This window comes from Roseovarius sp., from assembly GCF_965277045.1.
Taxonomy (GTDB): domain Bacteria; phylum Pseudomonadota; class Alphaproteobacteria; order Rhodobacterales; family Rhodobacteraceae; genus Roseovarius.
The window spans coordinates 1,809,766-1,829,077 of record NZ_OZ255712.1 but is presented as its reverse complement, the minus strand read 5'-3'; the positions used below and the strand labels follow the sequence as shown (position 1 = coordinate 1,829,077).

Sequence of the window (19,312 nt, the reverse complement as noted above, 5' to 3'; positions counted from 1 at the left end):
CGATGTCAGCCTGCCATTGGCCTCGCGGATCTCTGCGGTGGCGGGAGGGTGTCGCATGTCGGGTCGGCGGGACGAAGCTGCCATTCGCGACGGAGGCGAGCGTCAGCCCCTGGGGTGGCGATCCGACGGAAATTCCGAAGTACTTTATGCCTGCCAAAGACATCCTCGGAAGGATCGTTGTGCCCAGCCTCGCCAAATCGCCAGCCCACGGGAGGGGCTGACGATGGCCGGGCCGCTGCGCGGCTGTTAACCGGCTGGGGGCTCGATGCCAGTGTCTTGTAACGGACACGATCTCGAGATGCGGTGCGGGCGGCAGGAATGACGGCTGCGTCATAAAATAGTGAAGATTGCTCGGACATGACGGTCATGATACCCGAAAATCTCAAGCCCTGATTGAATATGCAAAATTACTTCAGATCAAATGTCACTGTCGAAAACCGTACTCGATAAAGCCAGCCTTCCGAAGGCAGTGCTGTTCATGTGCGCTCTGTGTCTGCCCTTGAAACCTGCTTTCGCCTGCATGGCTCTCAACGAGCCGCTGGGTATTTCGATATGTCTCGACGACACGTCATGGGAGCCGCGTGAAGACGCCGGCGATGGCTTTCTCTTCTACAATACGGCCGTTGGTTTTGCCGCCAACGTCAGGATTTTCGACGGGGGTACGAATGACGGCTTGGAAAGCGAACGCGCCGCACGCCGCCTGGCCGAGGCAGACAGCGAAGAGACCCGGGATTTCGCTCTGTTGCAGGCCGGAAAGGTTGCAAGCGGCAACTTTGTTTACGTCGCCCGCGGGTCATTGAACGGCCGGTCCAATATCTATGTGAACACCGTCTCTGTAGGCCCGAAAAAAACGCTGCGCCTCACCACCTGGCGCATGGGCGACACGCTGTCCGATAGCGATCGCGACATGCATGTCGCGTTTGGAAACCTGCTGAGGACCGAGCCGTGAAACCTGCGGAAGTCGTCCTGACCTGAATATATCGCAACACAGACACAAGGTGCTTCATCGTGGGTTTTTTCACGGGTTTGGACGCAAACGATCATGACGGGCACTTCGATTCGCTAACCGACATGCTGGAGGCGAAGCACGGCGTCGCGATCCCCGCCACGCAGGAGCGCGCGGCTTTTTGGCATGAGACGGAAACCGTTTTCAACGCTCCGCTCGGACAAGAGGTTAGATCGTTTATGGGTTTCATCGCGGATGTCGCCGCCAGCGGACATTTCGAGACACTGGTCGGTGACAAAGGGAAAATGAAGCCAACGGAGCCCTGCCAGTATCTCCTTGAACTAAAGGATATGACCGACATCGCCCCCTTGTTCAAAGGGATCAGTTTCATGGAAACTCTCGGGTCGCGATCATACTTTTCAATTCTGTCATCCCGGCAAGCGCAATCCCCCTGCCCAACGGCAAACTACGCGCTGCGAAGATACAAGGGCAAAAAGGAACTGGTGCGCAGCCCATATGGTGATGTCAGTCTCATTTCCTTTGCGCTTCGGTTTTTCGGAGACAGATCGAGAAAGGAAGGCCGTTCGTTGAGTTCGGCCTCATCAGATGCCGAGGCGTTTTACGCGGAAGCATGCCGGTGTTTTGGCGATCCGGCTGAATTGGGCGCAGGCGTGTATTTGTTCGAAGCTGACAATGCCGAGATATTGATCAGGCCACTTGCCGATATCGGGATTGATCTGAGTGTATTCGACCTGCGCAAGCCGTCGCCCGTTTCAGACGAGCTTTTGAGGCTGTTGGATGGCGGGATGGCGACGTTCAAAGCCTGACCCGCCACATCCAATGTGGCGTCGCTCCAGCGGATGCCCGGGATGGCGCTCAGGGGTTCCGAGGCTGATCGGACCCTTGTGGATAACTGTCACATCCCCGTCACGGAATCGCGCTACCCAAATCGCAAGATGTTCCGCCAAATCCAGTGCTTGCCAGAGGCGGAACACGATATATAGTGAACTCAATTAAGGGGCGGCTGTCACGCTCCGATCCAGAGCACGAGGCGATACGAGCGGGGGTAACTAAGGTCATGGATGCAGATTTCAGGACGGAATTCGTAAGGTCGCCTTCGGCGCTGAAACATCATCCGGCGCTGGTTCTGAATGCCGATTATCGGCCGCTCTCCTATTACCCGCTGTCGCTGTGGCCCTGGCAGGATGCGGTGAAGGCGGTGTTCCTCGACCGGGTCGATATCGTCGCCGAATACGAGGACACGGTGCGAAGTCCCTCGACCGAGATCAGGATACCCTCGGTCATCGTCCTCAAAGATTACGTCAAACCCCAAAAGCGCGTGGCCTTCACGCGCTTTAATTTGTTTCTGAGGGATGAATTCCAGTGCCAGTATTGCGGGGCGAAGGGGGATCTGACCTTCGATCACGTGGTGCCGCGCGCCAAGGGCGGGGTCACAAGCTGGGAGAACGTGGTGGCGGCCTGTTCGCCCTGCAACCTGCGCAAGGGCGCGAAGAGCCTGCGGCGTTCGGGCCTGAGCCTGCGCAAGCCGCCGCGCGCGCCGGCGGCAGAACAGTTGCGCAACATGGGGCGCAAGTTTCCGCCCAATCACCTGCATGAAAGCTGGATCGACTTCCTTTACTGGGATGCCGAGCTGGAAGCCTAGGGCGCTCTTCTAAAAGATTGACCTGAAACCGATCTGCGTGTTGGCTTTGCCGGGTGGCACCGGGGAGGGGCGCATGCGGCTTGGAATCTATCAATGCGACGCGGGCGGACTGTCGACCAGTGCGCGTCTGAGGGCGCTGGAGTTGCGGCTGGCCGAGCGGGAGGTCGACCTGATGGTCTGCCCCGAGCTTTTCGCCTCGGGCTACATGGGGGCGGATCACGCGGCGCTGGCGGAACCTGCGACAGGCCCGTTCTTTGACGCGGTGGCGGAGATGGCCAAGCGGCACGAGACGGCCGTGTGCTATGGCTACCCCGAAGCGGCGGACGGCGTGATCTACAATGCCGCGCGGCTGGTGGGGGCGGAGGGCGCGGCGCTGGCCAACCACCGCAAGCGGTTGCCGTCGCCGGGCAGTTTCGAGGAAGACACCTTTGCCAACGGCGATACGCCTACGCTGGTGGAGCATGGCGGGCTGCGCATCGCGATCATCATCTGCTACGAGGTCGAGTTTCCGGAAAGCCTGCGCAAGGCGGCGCAGCATCGGGCCGAACTGGCGCTGGTACCGACGGCGCTGGTCGACCGGTGGGGCGTGGTGGCCGAGAAACTGGTGCCGACGCGGGCCTTCGAGAACGGGCTGTGGCTGGCCTATGCCAACCATGCGGGCCAGGAGGACGGCGCGCGGTACCTGGGCGGCAGCCGGATCGTGGCGCCGGACGGGGTGGAAGAGGCGGTGGCGGGCGACACGGAAACGGTGATTGTCGCAGAGGTCGATGCCGAACGCGTGGCAGCGGCGCGGAACCGGCTGCCCTATCTGCGCGATGCGGTCAAGCTGTGAGTGGCCTGATATGACAGGGCCTGCCTTCGATGATGGTGAATTGGCGGGTCGCGTGACGCGGGCCTGTGCGGTTCTGAAAGCGCAAGGGCTGGACGGGCTGCTGATCTCGGTGCCAGAGAGCATCTACTGGCTGACGGGGCTGGACCATTGGGGGTTCTTTGCCGCGCATGTGCTGGCGCTGAACGCGGATGGCGAGATGGCGCTGGTGTGCCGCGCCATGGAGGGGATCACGGTCGCCAACCAGGTGCGCAATGCGCGGTTCTATGGACATGCGGATCACGAGGAATTGTCGGATCACGTGCTGCGGGCCATGGCCGATCTGGGCCTCACGGGCGGGCGCGTCGGCATCGAAAAGCGCAGCCTGTTCCTGACGCCGCACCATGCCGAACGGATCATGGCGGGCGATGCCGAGTGGATCGACGGGTCGGGTCTGATCGACGACCTGCGGCTGGTGAAATCGCCGGTCGAGATGGCCTATACCCGCAAGGCGGCGCGCGCGGCGGACCTTGGCACGCTGGCGGCGATCGAGGCGGTTACGGATGGCGCCAGCGATTACGAGGTGGCCGCCGAATACCACCGCGCGGCGATCCTGGCGGAGAGCGAATATCCCGGCTTCGGGCCGTTCTTCCGGCCCACGTCGCGGCTGGGCGAGGAGCACACGACATGGCGCGGCGATGTCTTTCGCACCGGCGACGCGGTGTTCATGGAGACCTGTGGCGCCTATCGCAAGTACCAGGCGCCGATGGGACGGCTGGTCTACGTGGGTGCGGCACCAAAGGGCGTGGAGCGGTCGGCGGCGTTGGCAATCGAGGGCATGAAGGCGATTTGCGCCGCGCTGAAACCGGGCGGTGTCGCGGGCGACGCCTATGCCGCGTGGCGCGAAGTGGCGGCGGATGCAGGCCTGGCGGACTATAACCGGCATCACTGCGGCTATCTGGTGGGGATCGGCTTTCCGCCCAGCTGGACGGGCGGATCGATGGTGACGAGCCTATTCCCAGGCTCGCAGCGCAGGCTGGAGGTAGGCATGGTTTTTCACGCCCATTCATGGTTCACCAACACGGATGTGGTGGACTATTTCATTTCCAATACGGTGATGCTGACGGAACACGGCGCGGAGGTCCTGACGGACCAGACGCCGGAGACACTGATCGTCAGGAATTAGGCCGGGCAGGGTGCCCGGCCCATGATTTGGCTCAGGCCGCAGCGCGGTTGCGGCGGCGTTGCCGGCGGGGCTTGCCCGCGCCCTGGTTCTGACCGCCTGCGTTCGCGCCCGCCTGTCCGTTGCCGCCGTGCGACGGCTTGCGGCGGCGGTTCTGGCCTCCGCCCCGTTTTTTCGGAGCTTGCGCCTGTTCGTTCACCGGGGCGGTGCCGCTGGCGACGGGGACGGTGATCTTCATCACCTTCTCGATGTCGCGCAGGAGGCCCGTTTCCTCGGGCGCGCAAAGCGAGATCGCCTCGCCCTCGCGGCCCGCGCGGGCGGTGCGGCCGATGCGGTGGACGTAGTTGTCGGCCACTTCGGGCAGGTCGTAGTTGACCACGTAGGCGACGCCGGGAATGTCGATGCCGCGCGCGGCCACGTCGGTGGCGACGAGGATGTTGGTGGTGCCGTCGCGGAACGCCTTGAGCGCGCGGTCGCGCTGGCCCTGACTCTTGTTGCCGTGGATCGAGGCGGCGTTGAAGCCGTCGGACACGAGCCCCTTCATCAGCCGTTCCGCGCCGTGCTTGGTGCGGGAGAAGACGAGCGTGAGGGCGTGCGGGTCATCGGCCAGGATCTCGCGCAGCTTGGACGATTTGTCGTTCTTGGCGACGTGGTGCACCGATTGCGTCACCTTGTCGGCGGCCTTGCCCGGGGGCGAGACCTGAACGCGGCGAGGGTTGGTCAGGTAGGCGGCGGAGATCTCTTCCATCTGCTTGGGCATGGTGGCCGAAAACAGCATGGTCTGGCGCGGGCTGCCCAGGTGCGGCGCGATCTTGCGCAGGGCGTGGATGAAGCCCATGTCGAGCATCTGGTCGGCCTCGTCCAGCACGAGGTGACGCGCGGTGGAAAGGTCCAGCGCGCGGCGCTCCATCAGGTCGATCAGGCGGCCCGGTGTGGCGACGAGGATGTCGGTGCCGCGGCTGAGAAGGCTGATCTGCTTGCCGATGGATTGCCCGCCGACGACGGTGACGACGCGCAGCTTGGTGTCCTTGGTGAGGTTGCGCAGGCTGTCGGCGATCTGGTTCACCAGTTCGCGCGTGGGCGCGAGGATGAGCGCCTTGACGGTCTTTTCGGCGGGTTTGCCGGGCGCCTCCAGCAGGTGCTGGATCAGCGGCAGGCCGAAGGCCAGCGTCTTGCCGGTGCCGGTCTGGGCGAGGCCCATGACGTCATGGCCTTCCAGCGCCAGCGGAATGGCCTTGTTCTGGATGGGCGTCGGCTCTGACAGGCCGGCGGTCTTGAGGGCGGTATTGAGTTCGGGCGCGAGGCCCAGCATGTCGAAATCGTACAAGTCGTATCCTTTGCGGGCCACAAGGCGGAAGCCTGCGTGACCAAGAGGTATGGCCCGCACGGGATGCGCGGGCGCAAGGGTTGCGCGGACACTTTAAGACGTCGCGGGCGTATCCCGCGCCACCTGGCGCCGCATCAGAAACCCTGCGTGATGGGGGAACTGGAAAAATCAGGCTGGTTGCTGGTTCGGGCGGTTCACCCGGCTCACGCGCAATCGCAGCGATGGGGGACAGATGGGGGATTGCGGAGCAGGTGTCAAGCAATACCCAGAATTTTCGGAATTGCAGAAGGGGGTGATGCTTAGCGGTCGTGGCGAAGGTCAGGTGTGAGCCCTTGTGAGACATTGGATTCGAGCACCCAGCCGGTTAACAGCCGCGAAGCGGCCCGGCCATCGTCAGCCCCTCCCGTGGGCTGGCGATTTGGCGAGGCTGGGCGCAACGATCATTCTGAGGACGTGTTTGGAAGGCATTAAGTGCTTCAGAATTGCCCTCGGATCGCCATCCCAGGGGCTGACGATGGCCTCTGTCGTGAACGGCGGCTTCGTCTGCATAGCAGACAATGACTGGTCAATAGAAAAAGGCGCCACGGTGTCCCGGGCGCCTTTCTATTGGGTATGCATCGACGTCAGCTCTTGGCCGGCTCGTTGGCCGGGGCCGGGGTGGGCGCCGCGCCTTGCTGTGCCGGGGCGGCGGGTTTCTTGCCGCCGGCGTTGAGCGGGTCGTCCTGGCGTTGGACCGAGCCCTCGAAATGGGCGCCGGATTCGATGGCGATGGTCTTGTGGATGATGTCGCCTTCGACGCGGGCGGTCGAGGTCAGGCGCACCTTGAGGCCACGCACGCGACCGACGATGCGGCCGTTGATCACCACGTCGTCGGCGATCACCTCGCCCTTGATCGTGGCGCTTTCGCCGATGGTCAGCAGGTGGGCGCGGATGTCGCCCTCGACGGTGCCTTCGACCTGGACGTCGCCGGTGGTCTTGAGGTTGCCGGTGACGTGTAGATCGGTCGACAGGACCGAGGCGGGTGGCTTGGCCTTGGGGGCCGCGGCCTTGAATTCACCGCTGCCGGCGGTGCTGTTGTCCTTGCGCGGCTCGGCCGGCGCGGCGGGTTTGGCCGCAGAATCCTGCTTCGGCGCGGGGTCGTTGATTTTGCTTTTAGAAAACATCTCTTGCAGCCTTGATGTAGATCATGGGGTTGACGGCCTTGCCGCCGACACGGACCTCATAGTGTAGATGGGTGCCGGTCGAACGTCCAGTGCTCCCCATATCACCAATTCGATCACCGCGCGAGACCCTTTGACCTTTTTTGACCCGCAGCTGGGACATGTGGGCATAGCGGGTCTCGATGCCGAACTCGTGCTGGATCTTGACCAGGCGGCCGTAGCCCGACTGCCAGCCGGCATGGGTGACCACGCCATCGGCGGTGGAATAGATCGGCGTGCCGTGGGGGGCCGCGAAATCGGTGCCGGAATGCATCCGCCCCCAGCGCATCCCGAAGCCCGAGGTATAGCGGAAGGAGGACTTGACCGGCATCGCGAAGGGCGCCTTTTGCGCGGCGATGCGGTAGAGGTTCAGCTTGTCCATGCCCTGAAGGATTCCGTTGGCGCGGCGGGCGTCCGCCGAGGGTTCCTCGCCGCGGGTGGAAAAGCTGAGCGGCATCAGCGGGCCGCCCTGGCCGGAATAGCCCGAGCGCACCGTGGCAATCAGACTGTCCGGGTTCATGCCGGCGGCGCTGAACATCTTGTCCAGCGGTTCGACCGAGATCGACATCGCCTCTTCCAGCTGGCGGAAGATCTGGTCGTTCTGGTCCTGCATCAGCTGGATCTGGCTGGCCATCTCGTCGGCGCGCAGCAATGCGTCCTCTGCATCGGCTGTGACCTGATCACGCTCCTGCGCGGTGGCGGCCAGCTGGGACGACAGGAACTCGACCATCGGGTCCTCGCCGGTGCTGCCCGAGGCGCCGGGCAGGGGCGTGTCGCCGGAATTTTCGATCGCCGCGGCCAGCTGTTCGGCCTCGTTGCGGGCGCTGTCGCGGTCTTTCATGGTGCGGCGCAGGGTAGACTGGATGACCTCGATCCCGGTTTCCAGTTCGCGGCGGCGGGTTTCGGACGAAAGAAGCTCGGTCTGCATGACCGAAATCTGCTCCAGCGCCGAGTTGAAGCGGTTCTGTGCCGCGAGCGCCTCTTCGGCGCGCTTGTCGCGTTCGTCCTCGAGCGCGTTCAGCCGGGCCTCGTAGGTGCGCTGATCGCGCTTGGCCTGTTCGCGGAAGTTGCCCGATCCGATCGAGTCCATCACCAGGACCGCGGTGGCGATGATCGCCCAGGCCACGATGGCCGAGGCGCCGAGGAAGGCAACGAGTTGCGTGGCGGGGCGGAGCCTGATGAAGCGTGTGTCGGTGTCTGACCGCAGGAAAACGCGGCGTTCCGGGAAGTGTCTTTCCAGAAAGTGGTTCAGCTTGATCAACAATCGACTGCGCACGTTTCACTCCGTCCCTTGCAACCTTTTCCCCGTGTCGATGCTCAAACCTCTGCCGCGTCGTCTGCCGCGATCGTGTCCATTCTTGGCCGGATGGTCCGGTGGCATCGTCCGGGGTTGGGTACACAGGAGGGTCGTTTTGGGCAAGGATTTTGACCACCGCTGCGTGGCAGTGCGCCGATTTGTGCCGGAACTGGCAAAAAATTGCCGATTCATAAGGGGTTGATAGTGCGAATACGCTAGGCGCGGGGGACCGGTCCGTTGGCCAGCGGCCAGTAGAAATCGGGCGGCAGGCCCGCCTCGGCGCGTTTTTCCTCGTTGAAGGGCGGCTTGAGCGCGCCGTGGAAATAGCGCCGGACAAGATCGTGAAAGGCGGTTTTCGGATCCATCTCGTGCCGCCCGCAAAGGAAGTGGAACCACTTCGATCCATAGGCGACATGCGCCACCTCCTCGGCATAGATCACCTTCAGCGCATCGACCGTCCGGGTCTCTTTGGCGCTTTGGAAGAGGTCGATCATGCCGGGCGTCACGTCGAGGCCGCGGGCCTCGAGCACCATCGGCACGACGGCGAGACGGCCCATGAAATCCTCGGCCGTGTCCTCGGCGGCGCGCCACATGCCGGCATGGGCATCCAGCGCGCCGTAATGGCTGTCCTTTTCCTCGAGGCAGTCGCATACGAGGTTGAAATGCTTGGATTCTTCGTCGGCGGATTTCACCCAGTCGTCGTAGAACCCTAGCGGCATCTTCACGTCCGTGAAGCGCGCGATGATGTCCCAGTGAAGGTCCACGGCATTGAGCTCGATATGTGCGACGGCGTGCAGGATCGCCAGCCGTCCGGGCGCGGTACCGGGGCGGCGGCGGGGCACGTCGCGCGGGTCCAGAAGCCGGGGCAGGTCGGGGCGGGCCGGACGCAGCGGCGGCGCGGCGGTGCCCACGGCCAGGTCGCGCCCGGCGGCGCGGGCGGCGAACCAGGTGGCGGCATGGCGCCGCGAGAGCGCCGTCTTTTCGCGCCCGTTGGCGGTGGTGAGAACCTCCACCGCCATTTTCGCAAGGCTTTGATCGGTCACAGGGCGCGCACCGCGTCCAGCACCTCCTCGGCGTGGCCGTCCACCTTTACCTTGGGCCAGACGCGGGCGACCATGCCGTCGCGGTCGACCAGCACGGTCGTTCGCTCGATCCCCATGAAGGTCTTGCCGTACATCTTTTTCTCTTTCCAGACGCCGTATTCCTCGCAGACGTGCGTATCAGCGTCAGACAGAAGGGGAATGCCCAGCTCATGCTTGTCGCGGAACTTGTCGTGCTTGGCCACGGTATCCTTGGAAATGCCGAAGACCTTGGCGCCCGCCGCGTCGAATTCCTCGGCCAGGCCTGTAAAGGCGATGGCCTCCTTGGTGCAGCCGGGCGTGTCGTCCTTGGGATAGAAATAGAGTACGACCGGTGCGGGGCGCTGTTCGGACAGGGTGACGAGGTCGCCGCCGTCGCGCGGCAGGGCAAAATCGGGGGCCGGTTGGCCGGGTTCGAGCATGTCGGATTCTCCCATGAGTAAAAAGTGAGTTTCAAATTAACGCGTAAGCGGCAAGAATAAAGCAAAGAGGGCAGGCAAATGCGCGGCGAACGCGCGACATCGGGATTAATGAGCGACACGACGCAGACAAAACCGCGCGGAAAGCGCCTGAAACGGTTCGGCCTTTGGAGCGTCGCGCTGGTGTTGGCGGCGTGCCTGGCGCTGAGCGTGGCGGCGGTCTCGCTGCTTGGCACGCGGGTTTCGGCGCCGGACTGGGTGCGGGATCGTGTGACCCGCGAGATCAACGCGGCCGTCGAAGGCGTGTCGCTGCATTTCGGCGACATGGCCGTGGTGATGGAGGAAGGCTGGGTGCCGCGCCTGTCGCTGCGCGACGTGACGGTCCGCGACACCACCGGCCTGCCCATCGCCAACCTGTCGGACGTGCAGGGCACCGTGGATCTGAGGGCGCTGTTGCAGGGACAGCTGCATCCCAGCACGGTGCGCCTGTCGGGGGCGCAGCTGAGCTTTCGGCGCACCGACGCGGGCGAGGTGGGTGTCACGCTGGGCGAGGTGGGAACCTCCGAGCAGCAGCCGGTGACGGTGGCCGCGATGGCCGAGCGGCTGGACGTGGTGTTGAACCGGCCCGCCTTCAGAAGCCTGACGACAATCGAGGCCACGAACGTCTCGCTGCGCTACGAGGACGAGCGCACCGAGCGGGCCTGGACCGCCGATGGCGGGCGGCTGGACGTGACGCGCGAAGGGGACGACATCCGCCTGCGCGGGGATTTCGCCCTGATCGGGGCGCGCGATTATGCCACCACGCTGGCGCTGAACTATACCGGCCGCCTGGGCAGCGCGGAATCCGAGGTCGGCCTGAGCTTCGAGGACATGCCGGCCCGCGACGTGGCGGGACAATCGCCCGCGTTGGCGTGGCTTTATGCGATCGACGCGCCGATCTCGGGCGCTCTGCGCGCCTCGGTGGATGACACGGGCAAGCTTGGCCCGCTCAACGCGACGTTGCAGATCGGCCAGGGCGCGGTCAGGCCCAATGAGGCGACCGAGCCCATCGCCTTCGACTCGGTGCGCAGTTATTTCACCTACGACCCGTCCGAGGATCGCATCGTCTTCAACGAGCTGTCGATCGACAGCAAGTGGGTCAAGACCAGCGTTACGGGCCATGCCTATCTGGTGGGGGTGGAAAAAGGCTGGCCGCGCGAGATCCTGTTGCAGGCCAACCTGTCGGAGGTGGTGGCCAACCCGATGGATCTTTATGCCGAGGCGGTCACGCTTCAGGGCGCGCGCATGGACATGCGCCTGAAGCTGGACCCTTTCGTGCTTACCCTCGGCGAGCTGAGCCTGTCGGACCAGGACGAGGTGCTGCGGTTGAGCGGCGAGGCGCGGGCCGAGCCCGAAGGCTGGGACGTCACGCTGAACGGCCACATGGAGCGCATCGACCCCGATCGCCTGCTGCAGCTCTGGCCCGAGCGGCTGCAGGACAAGACCCGCGACTGGATCACCGAGAACGTGCGCGCGGCCGACCTGCGCAACATCCAGCTTGCCCTGCGGTCCTTGCCCAAGCGCAGCCCGGACTTTTTCCTGGGTTTCGATTTCGAGAAGTTCAGCACGCAGTTCATCAAGAATTTTCCGGTGATCGAAGATGCGCACGGGCACGCGTCCTTGATGGACAACCGTTTCGTGGTGTCCGCACTGGGCGGGCACGTGACCGCGCCGCAGGGCGGTCGGGTCGATATCTCGGGCACCAGTTTCGACATTCCTGACGTGACGATCAAGCGGACGCCGGCGCAGGTGAACTTGCGCACGCGCAGCACGATCACGGCGGCCCTGTCGCTGCTGGACGAACCGCCGCTGGAATTTCTGACCAAGGCCGGGCGCGAAGTGACCCTGGCGGACGGCATGGCGGAATTGCAGGGCGTGCTTGACCTCCGCTTGCTGAAAAAGCTGTCGGTCGAGGACGTGGAGTTCGACATAGCGGGCAAGCTGCGCGATGTGCGCAGTGAGGTTCTGGTGCCGGGCCGGGTGCTGTCATCCGCCGCCTTGGACGTGGCGCTTGCGGACGATGTGCTGGCAGTGGCCGGGGCGGGGCGCATCGGGCAGGTGCCGTTCGACGGGCGGTTCGAGACCGATATCAGCCCCGGCGCGAACACCAGCACGGTGCGCGGCTGGATCGAATTGTCCGAACGCTTTGTCGAGGAGTTCGGCATCGGATTGCCGCCGGGCAGCGTGTCGGGCGCGGGCCGGGCCGACATGGAGATCGACTTTGAAAAAGGTGCGCCGGGCGTGTTCCGGCTGAGCTCGACCCTGGCCGGTGTGGGCCTGCGCGTGCCGCAGCTGGATTGGGCGCTGTCACAGGGCGCGACAGGCCGGCTCGAGGCGTCGGGCCGGCTGGGCGAACCGCCCTCGATCGACCGGCTGGAGATTTCGGGCGCGGGGCTGACCGCGCGCGGCGCGGTCACCCTGCGCGACAATGGCCAGCTGGACCGGGCCACGTTTTCGCAGGTGCAGATCGGCAGCTGGCTGAAAGCGCCGGTGGAACTGGTCGGGCGCGGTGCGGGTGCGGCGCCGGCTGTGCGCGTGCAGGGCGGATCGGTGGATCTGCGCCAGACCTCCCTGGCGGGCGATGGCAGCGGTGGGGGCCGACAACGCACGCAACGCGGCGGGCCGGTGTCGCTGGCGCTGGACCGCCTGCAGATATCGGACGGAATCGCGCTGACGGATTTCCGCGCGGACCTGGACATGTCACGAGGGGCCAACGGCAGCTTTACCGGCCGGATCAACGGCATGTCGGCGATCACCGGCCGGGTCGTGCCGCAAAACGGCCGCAGCGCCTTTCGCATCCAGGCCGAGGATGCGGCCGGGGTGCTGGTGTCGGCGGGCCTGATAAAGGGGGCCCGCAACGGCAAGCTGGACGTGACGCTGGTGCCGGGCACGGGGCCGGGCATCTACGAAGGCAGGCTGACGGCCAAGGGGTCGATGCGGCTCAAGGATGCGCCGTCGATGGCCGCGCTTTTGAACGCGCTGACGGTCGTGGGCCTGCTGGAGCAGTTGGGCGGCGACGGCATACACTTCGAGTCGCTGGAGGCGCGTTTCCAGCTTTCGCCCCAGCGCGTCACGCTTTATTCCAGCAGCGCGGTGGGCGCCGCGATGGGGATCACGATGGACGGCTATTACTATCCGGAAAGCGGGCAGATGGACATGCAGGGCGTGATTTCACCGGTCTATGTGGTGAACGCCGTAGGCTCGCTCTTTACCCGGCGGGGCGAGGGGCTGTTCGGCTTCAACTACACGCTCAAGGGTCCGGCACGCAGTCCGCGGGTCAGCGTCAACCCGCTGTCTGCCTTCACCCCTGGCATGTTCCGGGAGCTCTTCCGCCGCCCGGCACCGGAATTGCCGCAGTCGACGCGGCCTGCGCAGACTGGGCAGCAAGGCACGCAGCAGGGAACGGACCGGCCGCAATCGCAGGCGCCGCAATCGGGCTCGCGCGTGCGGGATTTCAACAATCGGGAAGCCGGCAGATGAAGCTGTCGGATTTCGATTTCGACCTGCCCGAGGCGCTGATCGCGACACGGCCCGCACGACCGAGACCGTCGGCGCGGCTGCTGGTGGCGCGAGGGGACACGATCACCGATGCGCGGGTCTATGACCTGGGCCGGTACCTGCGGCCCGGCGACCGGCTGATCCTGAACAACACCAAGGTCATCCCGGCGCGCCTGTCGGGGCTGCGCCGACGTGACGGCGCCCAGGGCGAGACCGAGGCGCGGATCGAGGTGACGCTGCTGGACGCCACGCCCGAGGGCGACTGGAGGGCCATGGTCAAACCGCTGAAAAAGCTGCGGACCGGCGAAGTGGTGCGCTTTGGCGCGGGCCTGGAGGCGACTTTGCTGGACAAGGAGGACGGGCAGGGCGTGCTGCGCTTCAACCTGTCTGGGGAAGATTTCGACGCCGCGCTCAACGCGGCGGGCGCGATGCCATTGCCGCCCTATATCGCCAGCAAGCGCGCCGCCGATGCGCGCGACCGCGACGATTACCAGACGGTATTCGCCAAGGAGACCGGCGCGGTGGCCGCGCCGACGGCCAGCCTGCATTTCGACGATGCGCTGCTGGCGAAACTGGCGGCGCAGGGTATCGCCTTTACCGAGGTCACGCTGCACGTGGGCGCGGGGACGTTTTTGCCCGTGAAGGTCGAGGACGTGACCACTCACCGTATGCACGCCGAATGGGGCGAGGTCAGCGCAGCGGCGGCGGACGAAATTGCCGCGACGAAAGCGCAAGGCGGGCGGGTCATTCCGGTGGGCACCACCGCGCTGCGGCTGATCGAAAGCGCCGCCCGCGATGGTACGATCGGGCCGTGGCGGGGCGAGACGGATATCTTCATCTACCCCGGCTTCACATTTCAGGTGACGGACGCGCTGATGACCAATTTTCACCTGCCCAAGAGCACCCTGATGATGCTGGTCAGCGCGCTGATGGGGCCCGAGCGGATTAAGAGTATCTACACGCATGCCATCCAGAATGGGTACCGATTCTTCTCTTACGGGGATTCGTCTCTTCTGGTACCCGATGCCGGGATGTCGGGGAGGAGACCTGAATGAAACTCAACAAGGTGCCGGGCTTTGTCAGCCGCATCATGTGGGTGGGGCTGATCACCAGTGCCGCGCTTTTGATCCTGAACTACGTGATCGCGGGGCTTGTCTGTGCGTTGATCGTCTTTGCCGCCAACCTTGCGCTCAAGCGCGAGCCGGTCAAGCTGTGGGTCTTTCGCGTGCTGACCGGGATGTCGCGCGAAGAGCTGGAGCGAGCGACGCTGGCCGATCTTCAGGCGGGTGCCACGACGTCGGACCGGGGCAGGCCAGATCCCGACGATCCGCCTGCCGGCTGACCTTCCGCCCCGGCGCCGGCTGCCGCGCGTGGTTCCGCCCATCGGCGGCTGTTGTGGCGCCGGACGCTGTTGAAACCGGCAGGAAACACTGGCAAGGCCTGCACCAGCGACGGATCGAGTCGCGTTTGAGCCAGACCTGTTGTGCGAGGCCCGGCTAGACGGGCTGAAAGTCATTGGAGTTCCCGCATGTTTTCCGTTCTTTCCAGCGCCTGGGCCCTGCTTTTGGGCATGATGCTCTTGCAGGTCGGCAACGGCATGCAGGGCACGCTCTTGGGTGTGCGCGGCCAGATGGAAGGCTTTTCCACGCTGGAAATGTCGCTGGTGATGTCGGGCTATTTCCTGGGTTTCCTCTTCGGCTCGCGGATGGCGCCGGAGATGATCCGGCGGGTGGGCCACGTGCGGGTGTTCGCGGCGCTGGCCTCGATGATCTCGGCGGTGATGATCCTTTACCCGGCTTTCGCCAACCCCTGGGCCTGGGGTGTGGGGCGCGTGCTGATCGGGTTCTGCTTCTCCGGCGTGTACGTCACCGCAGAAAGCTGGCTGAACAACGCCGCCACGAACGACAACCGCGGCAAGGCGCTGTCGCTTTACATGATCGTGCAGATGGTCGGTATCGTCAGCGCGCAGGCGCTGATGCTGACGGCGGATCCGGGCGGATTCGTGCTGTTCATCATCCCGTCGGTGCTGATCTCGCTGTCCTTCGCGCCCATTCTGCTGTCGATCAGCCCGACACCGGCCTTCGACACGACCAAGCCGATGACCCTGCGCGAGATCATGAAGATCTCGCCGCTGGGCTGTGTCGGCATGTTCCTGCTGGGCGGGGTCTTTGCGGCGCAGTTCGGCATGGCGGCGGTCTACGGCGCCGAGGCGGGGCTGACCGTTGGCCAGATCTCGACCTTCGTGGCGACGTTCTATCTGGGGGCGATGCTGGTGCAGTACCCGTTGGGCTGGCTGTCGGACCGGATGGACCGGCGGCTGCTGATCCTGATCGCCTCGGCCATCTGCGCCATCGGCGCGGTGATCGGGATGGCGCTGGGCAGCGTGTTCTCGCTGTTGCTGGTGGCGGCCTTCCTGGTGGGCGGCATGTCGAACCCGCTTTATTCGCTGCTGATCGCCTATACCAACGACTTTCTGGGGACCGACGACATGGCGGCCGCCGCGGGGGGCATGGTGTTCATCAACGGGCTGGGCGCGGTCTTCGGCCCGATCATCACCGGCTGGATCATGGGCGTGGTGGGGCCGAGCGGGTATTTTCTGCACATTGCCACGCTTTGCACCATGATGGCCGCCTACGCCGCCTACCGGATGACGCAGCGCGCGGCGCCCGACGACACCGATCGCTACACCGCGGTGGTGCCGGGTGTGTCGCCCATGGCGGTGACCTATGCGCAGGAAGTTGCCATGGAGGCGGCGGAAGAAAATTCAGAGGATGGACAGGCCGCGTGAGATTGCCCATATGCGCGGCAGAAACGGGACGATGTCACGAAACATTGCCTTTGTTGCAATTCTTTACTGTCCACGGGGCAGGGGATGTCGTTAACCTGTTACATATGAGTGCTGCCCACTACGGGAGGATAGGATGACAGCGCCCGAGGATATATTAGATTTCTGGCTCGACGAGGTCGGGCCGAAGGGCTGGTACGAGGCGTCCGAGGAACTGGACGAGACGGTGCGCGACAGGTTTCTCGATGCCTATCACCGCGCCTGTGACGGGACCAACGGGCTGTGGCTGACCTATCCCAGCGGCACGCTTGCCTATATCATCCTGATGGACCAGTTTCCGCGCAACATGTTCCGCGACCAGGCGCAGGCCTTCGCCACCGACAGGTTCGGACTGGCCGCCGCCAAGGCCGCGATCAACAAGGGCTGGGACACGCGCATCGACGAACCCGCACGGCAGTTCTTCTACCTGCCGCTGATGCATTCGGAGAACCTGTGTGACCAGGACCGCTGCGTGCGGCTGATCTGCGAGCGGATGCCAGAGGGCGGCGACGACAACCTGCTTCATGCGCGCGCGCACCGCGAGGTGATCCGCAGCTTTGGCCGATTCCCGCACCGCAACGACGTGCTGGGGCGCGGCAGCTCGGACGCCGAGAAGGCCTTCATGAAGAAGGGCGGCTACGGCGGTGTGGTGCGCGAGCTTCAGGACGCCGACGCCGCCGCATAGCGCGAGCGGCGCGAGCTATTGGAATTCATGGACAAACCGGGCCGGCCCGTGGCATCTTGTTGCGGGAGGCTTAGCTACGTTGTGGTCGTCTCCGAGATAGTTTAATATCAAACTATATTTTGAAATCGACCTGGGAACGGAGCATCGCATGGCCGCGCAATCCTATGACATGATCGTAATCGGGGCAGGGCCGGGCGGCTATGTCGCCGCCATCCGGGGCGCGCAGCTGGGCCTGAAGGTGGCCGTGGTCGAGCGCGAGCACCTGGGCGGGATCTGCCTGAACTGGGGCTGTATTCCGACCAAGGCGCTGCTGCGCTCGTCCGAGGTGTTTCACCTGATGCACCGTGCCAAGGAGTTCGGACTGAAGGCCGAGAAGATCGACTATGACCTCGACGCGGTGGTCAAGCGGTCGCGTGACGTGGCCAAGCAGCTGACATCGGGCGTGGGCCACCTGATGAAGAAGAACAAGATCACCACGATCATGGGCGAGGCCAAGCTGACGGGCAAGGACAAGGTGTCGGTCAAGACCGAGAAGGGCAGCGAAGAGCTGACCGCCAAGACCATCGTTCTGGCCACCGGCGCGCGGGCGCGCGAGCTGCCGGGGCTGGAAGCCGATGGCGACCTCGTGTGGACCTACAAGCACGCGCTGAAACCGCCTCGGATGCCGAAGAAACTGCTGGTGATCGGCTCGGGCGCGATCGGGATCGAGTTCGCCAGCTTCTACAACACGCTGGGCGCCGAGACGACCGTGGTCGAGGTGATGGACCGCATCCTGCCGGTCGAAGATGCCGAGATCGCGAAATTCGCCAAGAAGGCGTTCGAGAAGCAGGGCATGAAGATCATGGAGAAATCCACGGTCAAGCAGCTGGACCGCGCCAAGGGCAAGGTGACCGCCCATATCGAGACCGGTGGCAAGACCGAGAAGCTGGAGTTCGACACGGTGATTTCCGCCGTGGGGATCGTCGGCAATACCGAGAACCTCGGGCTGGAGGATCTGGGCATCAAGGTGGATCGCACGCATGTGGTGGTGGACGAATACTGCCGCACCGGCGTGGAGGGTGTCTATGCCATCGGCGATCTGGCCGGCGCGCCCTGGCTGGCGCACAAGGCCAGCCACGAGGGCGTGATGGTGGCCGAGCTGGCCGCCGGCGGACACCCGCATCCGGTGCGCCCGGACAGCATCGCCGGCTGTACCTATTGTCACCCGCAGGTGGCCAGCGTCGGCCTGACCGAGGCCAAGGCGAAAGAGGCGGGATATGAGGTGAAGATCGGCAACTTCCCCTTTATCGGCAACGGCAAGGCCATTGCCCTGGGCGAGGCCGAGGGCATGATCAAGACCGTGTTCGACGCCAAGACCGGCGAATTGCTGGGCGCGCACATGGTCGGCGCGGAAGTGACCGAGCTGATCCAGGGCTATGTGGTGGGCCGGCAGCTGGAGACCACGGAAGAGGACCTGATGCACACGGTCTTCCCGCACCCGACGCTGAGCGAGATGATGCACGAAAGCGTGCTGGACGCGTATGGTCGGGCGGTGCACTACTGAAATGAGCGCCTGCGGCGCGCAGGTTCGGATTGCGTTCGGGCCACGCAGGCCAGTGGGGGACCCGTCCCCCACACCCCCCGGGATATTTTCGGCCAGAGGAAGCGGTGCGGGGCTTTTCGCATTGGGCCGCATCTGAGATGGTGCGCGTGTCGGTGACCTTGGAAGTGTAGCGGAATGGCGAGCCTCAACCGCATCGTGATGTACAAGAGTTCCCGCGCCTGGTTCGAGGAACTGGACCTGGCGTCGATGGAGGCCGCCGAGGTGTCGGGCAAGCATGGCCGTCGCTATGAGTTCAAGAGCTACGAACGCTTCCGCTACCCGGCCCATGACATCTGCGCGGGGCCTTATACCGACGAGGACGGGACCGTGCGGCAGTTCGACATCGTGCTGGCCAACCAGGTGTGGGAGCATCTGGACCGGCCCTACGCGGCGACGCGCAACGTGCTGGAGATGCTGCGGCCGGGCGGGTATTTCTGGGTCGCGGTGCCGTTCTTCATCCCCTATCACGGCGATCCGGTGGATTGTTCGCGCTGGACGGCGCGGGGGCTGAAGAACCTGTTGATCGAAGCCGGGTTCGAGGAAGACAAGATCAGGGCCGAGCAATGGGGCAACCGGCTGGCGGGGCTGCGGAACCTGGGTGAGGATTGGCCGCCGGAATACGACCCGGAGCGCGACAATCTGGACAATGATCCGGCCTTTCCGATCTGTTCCTGGGCGCTGGCGCAAAAATAAACTGTGGATAAAGCGGGCACTGCTGACAAGGCCTGACGCATGTTCGTGCTATGTTCCGTTTTTCCTCTTG

Annotated in this window: 17 protein-coding genes; 12 read left to right on the top strand and 5 right to left on the bottom strand. The window is 64.5% G+C overall.

The features are described 5' to 3' along the window. Window positions 1-421: 421 nt before the first annotated feature. The 5 genes from ACQY4V_RS09100 to ACQY4V_RS09080 all read left to right on the top strand — a co-directional run bounded on the left by ACQY4V_RS09100 (window position 422) and on the right by ACQY4V_RS09080 (window position 4,603). A complete protein-coding gene (locus tag ACQY4V_RS09100; RefSeq protein WP_428516727.1) occupies window positions 422-949 on the top strand; it encodes a hypothetical protein in 528 nt (175 codons plus the stop codon). 59 nt (window positions 950-1,008) lie between these two features. Next, a complete protein-coding gene (locus ACQY4V_RS09095; protein ID WP_428516725.1) occupies window positions 1,009-1,773 on the top strand; it encodes a hypothetical protein in 765 nt (254 codons plus the stop codon). 251 nt (window positions 1,774-2,024) lie between these two features. Continuing rightward, entirely contained in the window at window positions 2,025-2,609 is a 585-nt protein-coding gene (locus tag ACQY4V_RS09090) for an HNH endonuclease (protein ID WP_222450469.1), read from the top strand. Window positions 2,610-2,682: 73 nt separating this feature from the next. Continuing rightward, window positions 2,683-3,441 carry a nitrilase-related carbon-nitrogen hydrolase gene (locus ACQY4V_RS09085; RefSeq protein WP_428516723.1) on the top strand — a complete coding sequence of 253 codons (759 nt, stop codon included), beginning with the start codon at window positions 2,683-2,685 and terminating at the stop codon, window positions 3,439-3,441. A gap of 10 nt (window positions 3,442-3,451) precedes the next feature. Beyond that, window positions 3,452-4,603: a M24 family metallopeptidase gene (locus tag ACQY4V_RS09080; protein ID WP_428516721.1), complete on the top strand. Its 1,152-nt coding sequence runs from the start codon at window positions 3,452-3,454 to the stop codon at window positions 4,601-4,603. A 31-nt stretch (window positions 4,604-4,634) separates the two neighbouring features. Here the strand turns inward: ACQY4V_RS09080 and ACQY4V_RS09075 are convergent, their stop codons facing one another. The 5 genes from ACQY4V_RS09075 to bcp form a co-directional block, all read right to left on the bottom strand. Then, a complete protein-coding gene (locus ACQY4V_RS09075; protein WP_428516719.1) occupies window positions 4,635-5,927 on the bottom strand; it encodes a DEAD/DEAH box helicase in 1,293 nt (430 codons plus the stop codon). Between the two features lie 623 nt (window positions 5,928-6,550). Further along, window positions 6,551-7,090 carry a bactofilin family protein gene (locus ACQY4V_RS09070; RefSeq protein WP_428516717.1) on the bottom strand — a complete coding sequence of 180 codons (540 nt, stop codon included), beginning with the start codon at window positions 7,088-7,090 and terminating at the stop codon, window positions 6,551-6,553. Then, window positions 7,080-8,402 carry a DUF5930 domain-containing protein gene (locus ACQY4V_RS09065; RefSeq protein WP_428516715.1) on the bottom strand — a complete coding sequence of 441 codons (1,323 nt, stop codon included), beginning with the start codon at window positions 8,400-8,402 and terminating at the stop codon, window positions 7,080-7,082. The genes ACQY4V_RS09070 and ACQY4V_RS09065 overlap by 11 nt, the downstream gene beginning before the upstream one ends. 236 nt (window positions 8,403-8,638) lie before the next feature. Beyond that, window positions 8,639-9,442: a ferritin-like domain-containing protein gene (locus ACQY4V_RS09060; protein ID WP_428517203.1), complete on the bottom strand. Its 804-nt coding sequence runs from the start codon at window positions 9,440-9,442 to the stop codon at window positions 8,639-8,641. A 20-nt stretch (window positions 9,443-9,462) separates the two neighbouring features. Then, window positions 9,463-9,924, bottom strand: coding sequence for a thioredoxin-dependent thiol peroxidase (bcp, locus tag ACQY4V_RS09055; protein ID WP_428516714.1), 462 nt, complete (start codon window positions 9,922-9,924; stop codon window positions 9,463-9,465). A gap of 108 nt (window positions 9,925-10,032) precedes the next feature. Between bcp and ACQY4V_RS09050 the strand changes: the two genes are divergently transcribed. From ACQY4V_RS09050 to ACQY4V_RS09020, 7 genes are all read left to right on the top strand, one after another. Then, complete coding sequence (locus ACQY4V_RS09050) at window positions 10,033-13,440, top strand: DUF3971 domain-containing protein (protein ID WP_428516712.1); 3,408 nt, start codon at window positions 10,033-10,035, stop codon at window positions 13,438-13,440. Beyond that, window positions 13,437-14,513, top strand: a complete 1,077-nt coding sequence (queA, locus tag ACQY4V_RS09045) for a tRNA preQ1(34) S-adenosylmethionine ribosyltransferase-isomerase QueA (RefSeq protein ID WP_428516710.1) — start codon at window positions 13,437-13,439, stop codon at window positions 14,511-14,513. Before ACQY4V_RS09050 ends, queA begins: the two co-directional genes overlap by 4 nt. Next, window positions 14,510-14,800 carry a hypothetical protein gene (locus tag ACQY4V_RS09040; protein ID WP_428516708.1) on the top strand — a complete coding sequence of 97 codons (291 nt, stop codon included), beginning with the start codon at window positions 14,510-14,512 and terminating at the stop codon, window positions 14,798-14,800. Before queA ends, ACQY4V_RS09040 begins: the two co-directional genes overlap by 4 nt. Before the next feature lie 186 nt (window positions 14,801-14,986). Further along, window positions 14,987-16,246 carry an MFS transporter gene (locus ACQY4V_RS09035; RefSeq protein ID WP_428516706.1) on the top strand — a complete coding sequence of 420 codons (1,260 nt, stop codon included), beginning with the start codon at window positions 14,987-14,989 and terminating at the stop codon, window positions 16,244-16,246. A 133-nt stretch (window positions 16,247-16,379) separates the two neighbouring features. Next, the gene (locus tag ACQY4V_RS09030; RefSeq protein WP_428516704.1) at window positions 16,380-16,967 is read left to right on the top strand and encodes a DUF924 family protein; all 588 of its coding nucleotides are present in this window, start codon (window positions 16,380-16,382) and stop codon (window positions 16,965-16,967) included. 148 nt (window positions 16,968-17,115) lie between these two features. Beyond that, window positions 17,116-18,510, top strand: coding sequence for a dihydrolipoyl dehydrogenase (gene lpdA / locus ACQY4V_RS09025; protein WP_428516702.1), 1,395 nt, complete (start codon window positions 17,116-17,118; stop codon window positions 18,508-18,510). A gap of 174 nt (window positions 18,511-18,684) precedes the next feature. Then, window positions 18,685-19,242 carry a class I SAM-dependent methyltransferase gene (locus ACQY4V_RS09020; protein ID WP_057789755.1) on the top strand — a complete coding sequence of 186 codons (558 nt, stop codon included), beginning with the start codon at window positions 18,685-18,687 and terminating at the stop codon, window positions 19,240-19,242. Window positions 19,243-19,312: the final 70 nt, after the last annotated feature.

Coding starts and splice junctions, on each gene's coding strand:
- ACQY4V_RS09100 (WP_428516727.1), top strand. CDS start 422: ATGTCACTGTCGAAAACCGTACTCGATAAAGCCAGCCTTCCGAAGGCA.
- ACQY4V_RS09090 (WP_222450469.1), top strand. CDS start 2,025: ATGGATGCAGATTTCAGGACGGAATTCGTAAGGTCGCCTTCGGCGCTG.
- ACQY4V_RS09085 (WP_428516723.1), top strand. CDS start 2,683: ATGCGGCTTGGAATCTATCAATGCGACGCGGGCGGACTGTCGACCAGT.
- ACQY4V_RS09080 (WP_428516721.1), top strand. CDS start 3,452: ATGACAGGGCCTGCCTTCGATGATGGTGAATTGGCGGGTCGCGTGACG.
- ACQY4V_RS09070 (WP_428516717.1), bottom strand. CDS start 7,090: ATGTTTTCTAAAAGCAAAATCAACGACCCCGCGCCGAAGCAGGATTCT.
- ACQY4V_RS09060 (WP_428517203.1), bottom strand. CDS start 9,442: ATGGCGGTGGAGGTTCTCACCACCGCCAACGGGCGCGAAAAGACGGCG.
- bcp (WP_428516714.1), bottom strand. CDS start 9,924: ATGCTCGAACCCGGCCAACCGGCCCCCGATTTTGCCCTGCCGCGCGAC.
- ACQY4V_RS09050 (WP_428516712.1), top strand. CDS start 10,033: ATGAGCGACACGACGCAGACAAAACCGCGCGGAAAGCGCCTGAAACGG.
- queA (WP_428516710.1), top strand. CDS start 13,437: ATGAAGCTGTCGGATTTCGATTTCGACCTGCCCGAGGCGCTGATCGCG.
- ACQY4V_RS09040 (WP_428516708.1), top strand. CDS start 14,510: ATGAAACTCAACAAGGTGCCGGGCTTTGTCAGCCGCATCATGTGGGTG.
- ACQY4V_RS09035 (WP_428516706.1), top strand. CDS start 14,987: ATGTTTTCCGTTCTTTCCAGCGCCTGGGCCCTGCTTTTGGGCATGATG.
- ACQY4V_RS09030 (WP_428516704.1), top strand. CDS start 16,380: ATGACAGCGCCCGAGGATATATTAGATTTCTGGCTCGACGAGGTCGGG.
- lpdA (WP_428516702.1), top strand. CDS start 17,116: ATGGCCGCGCAATCCTATGACATGATCGTAATCGGGGCAGGGCCGGGC.
- ACQY4V_RS09020 (WP_057789755.1), top strand. CDS start 18,685: ATGGCGAGCCTCAACCGCATCGTGATGTACAAGAGTTCCCGCGCCTGG.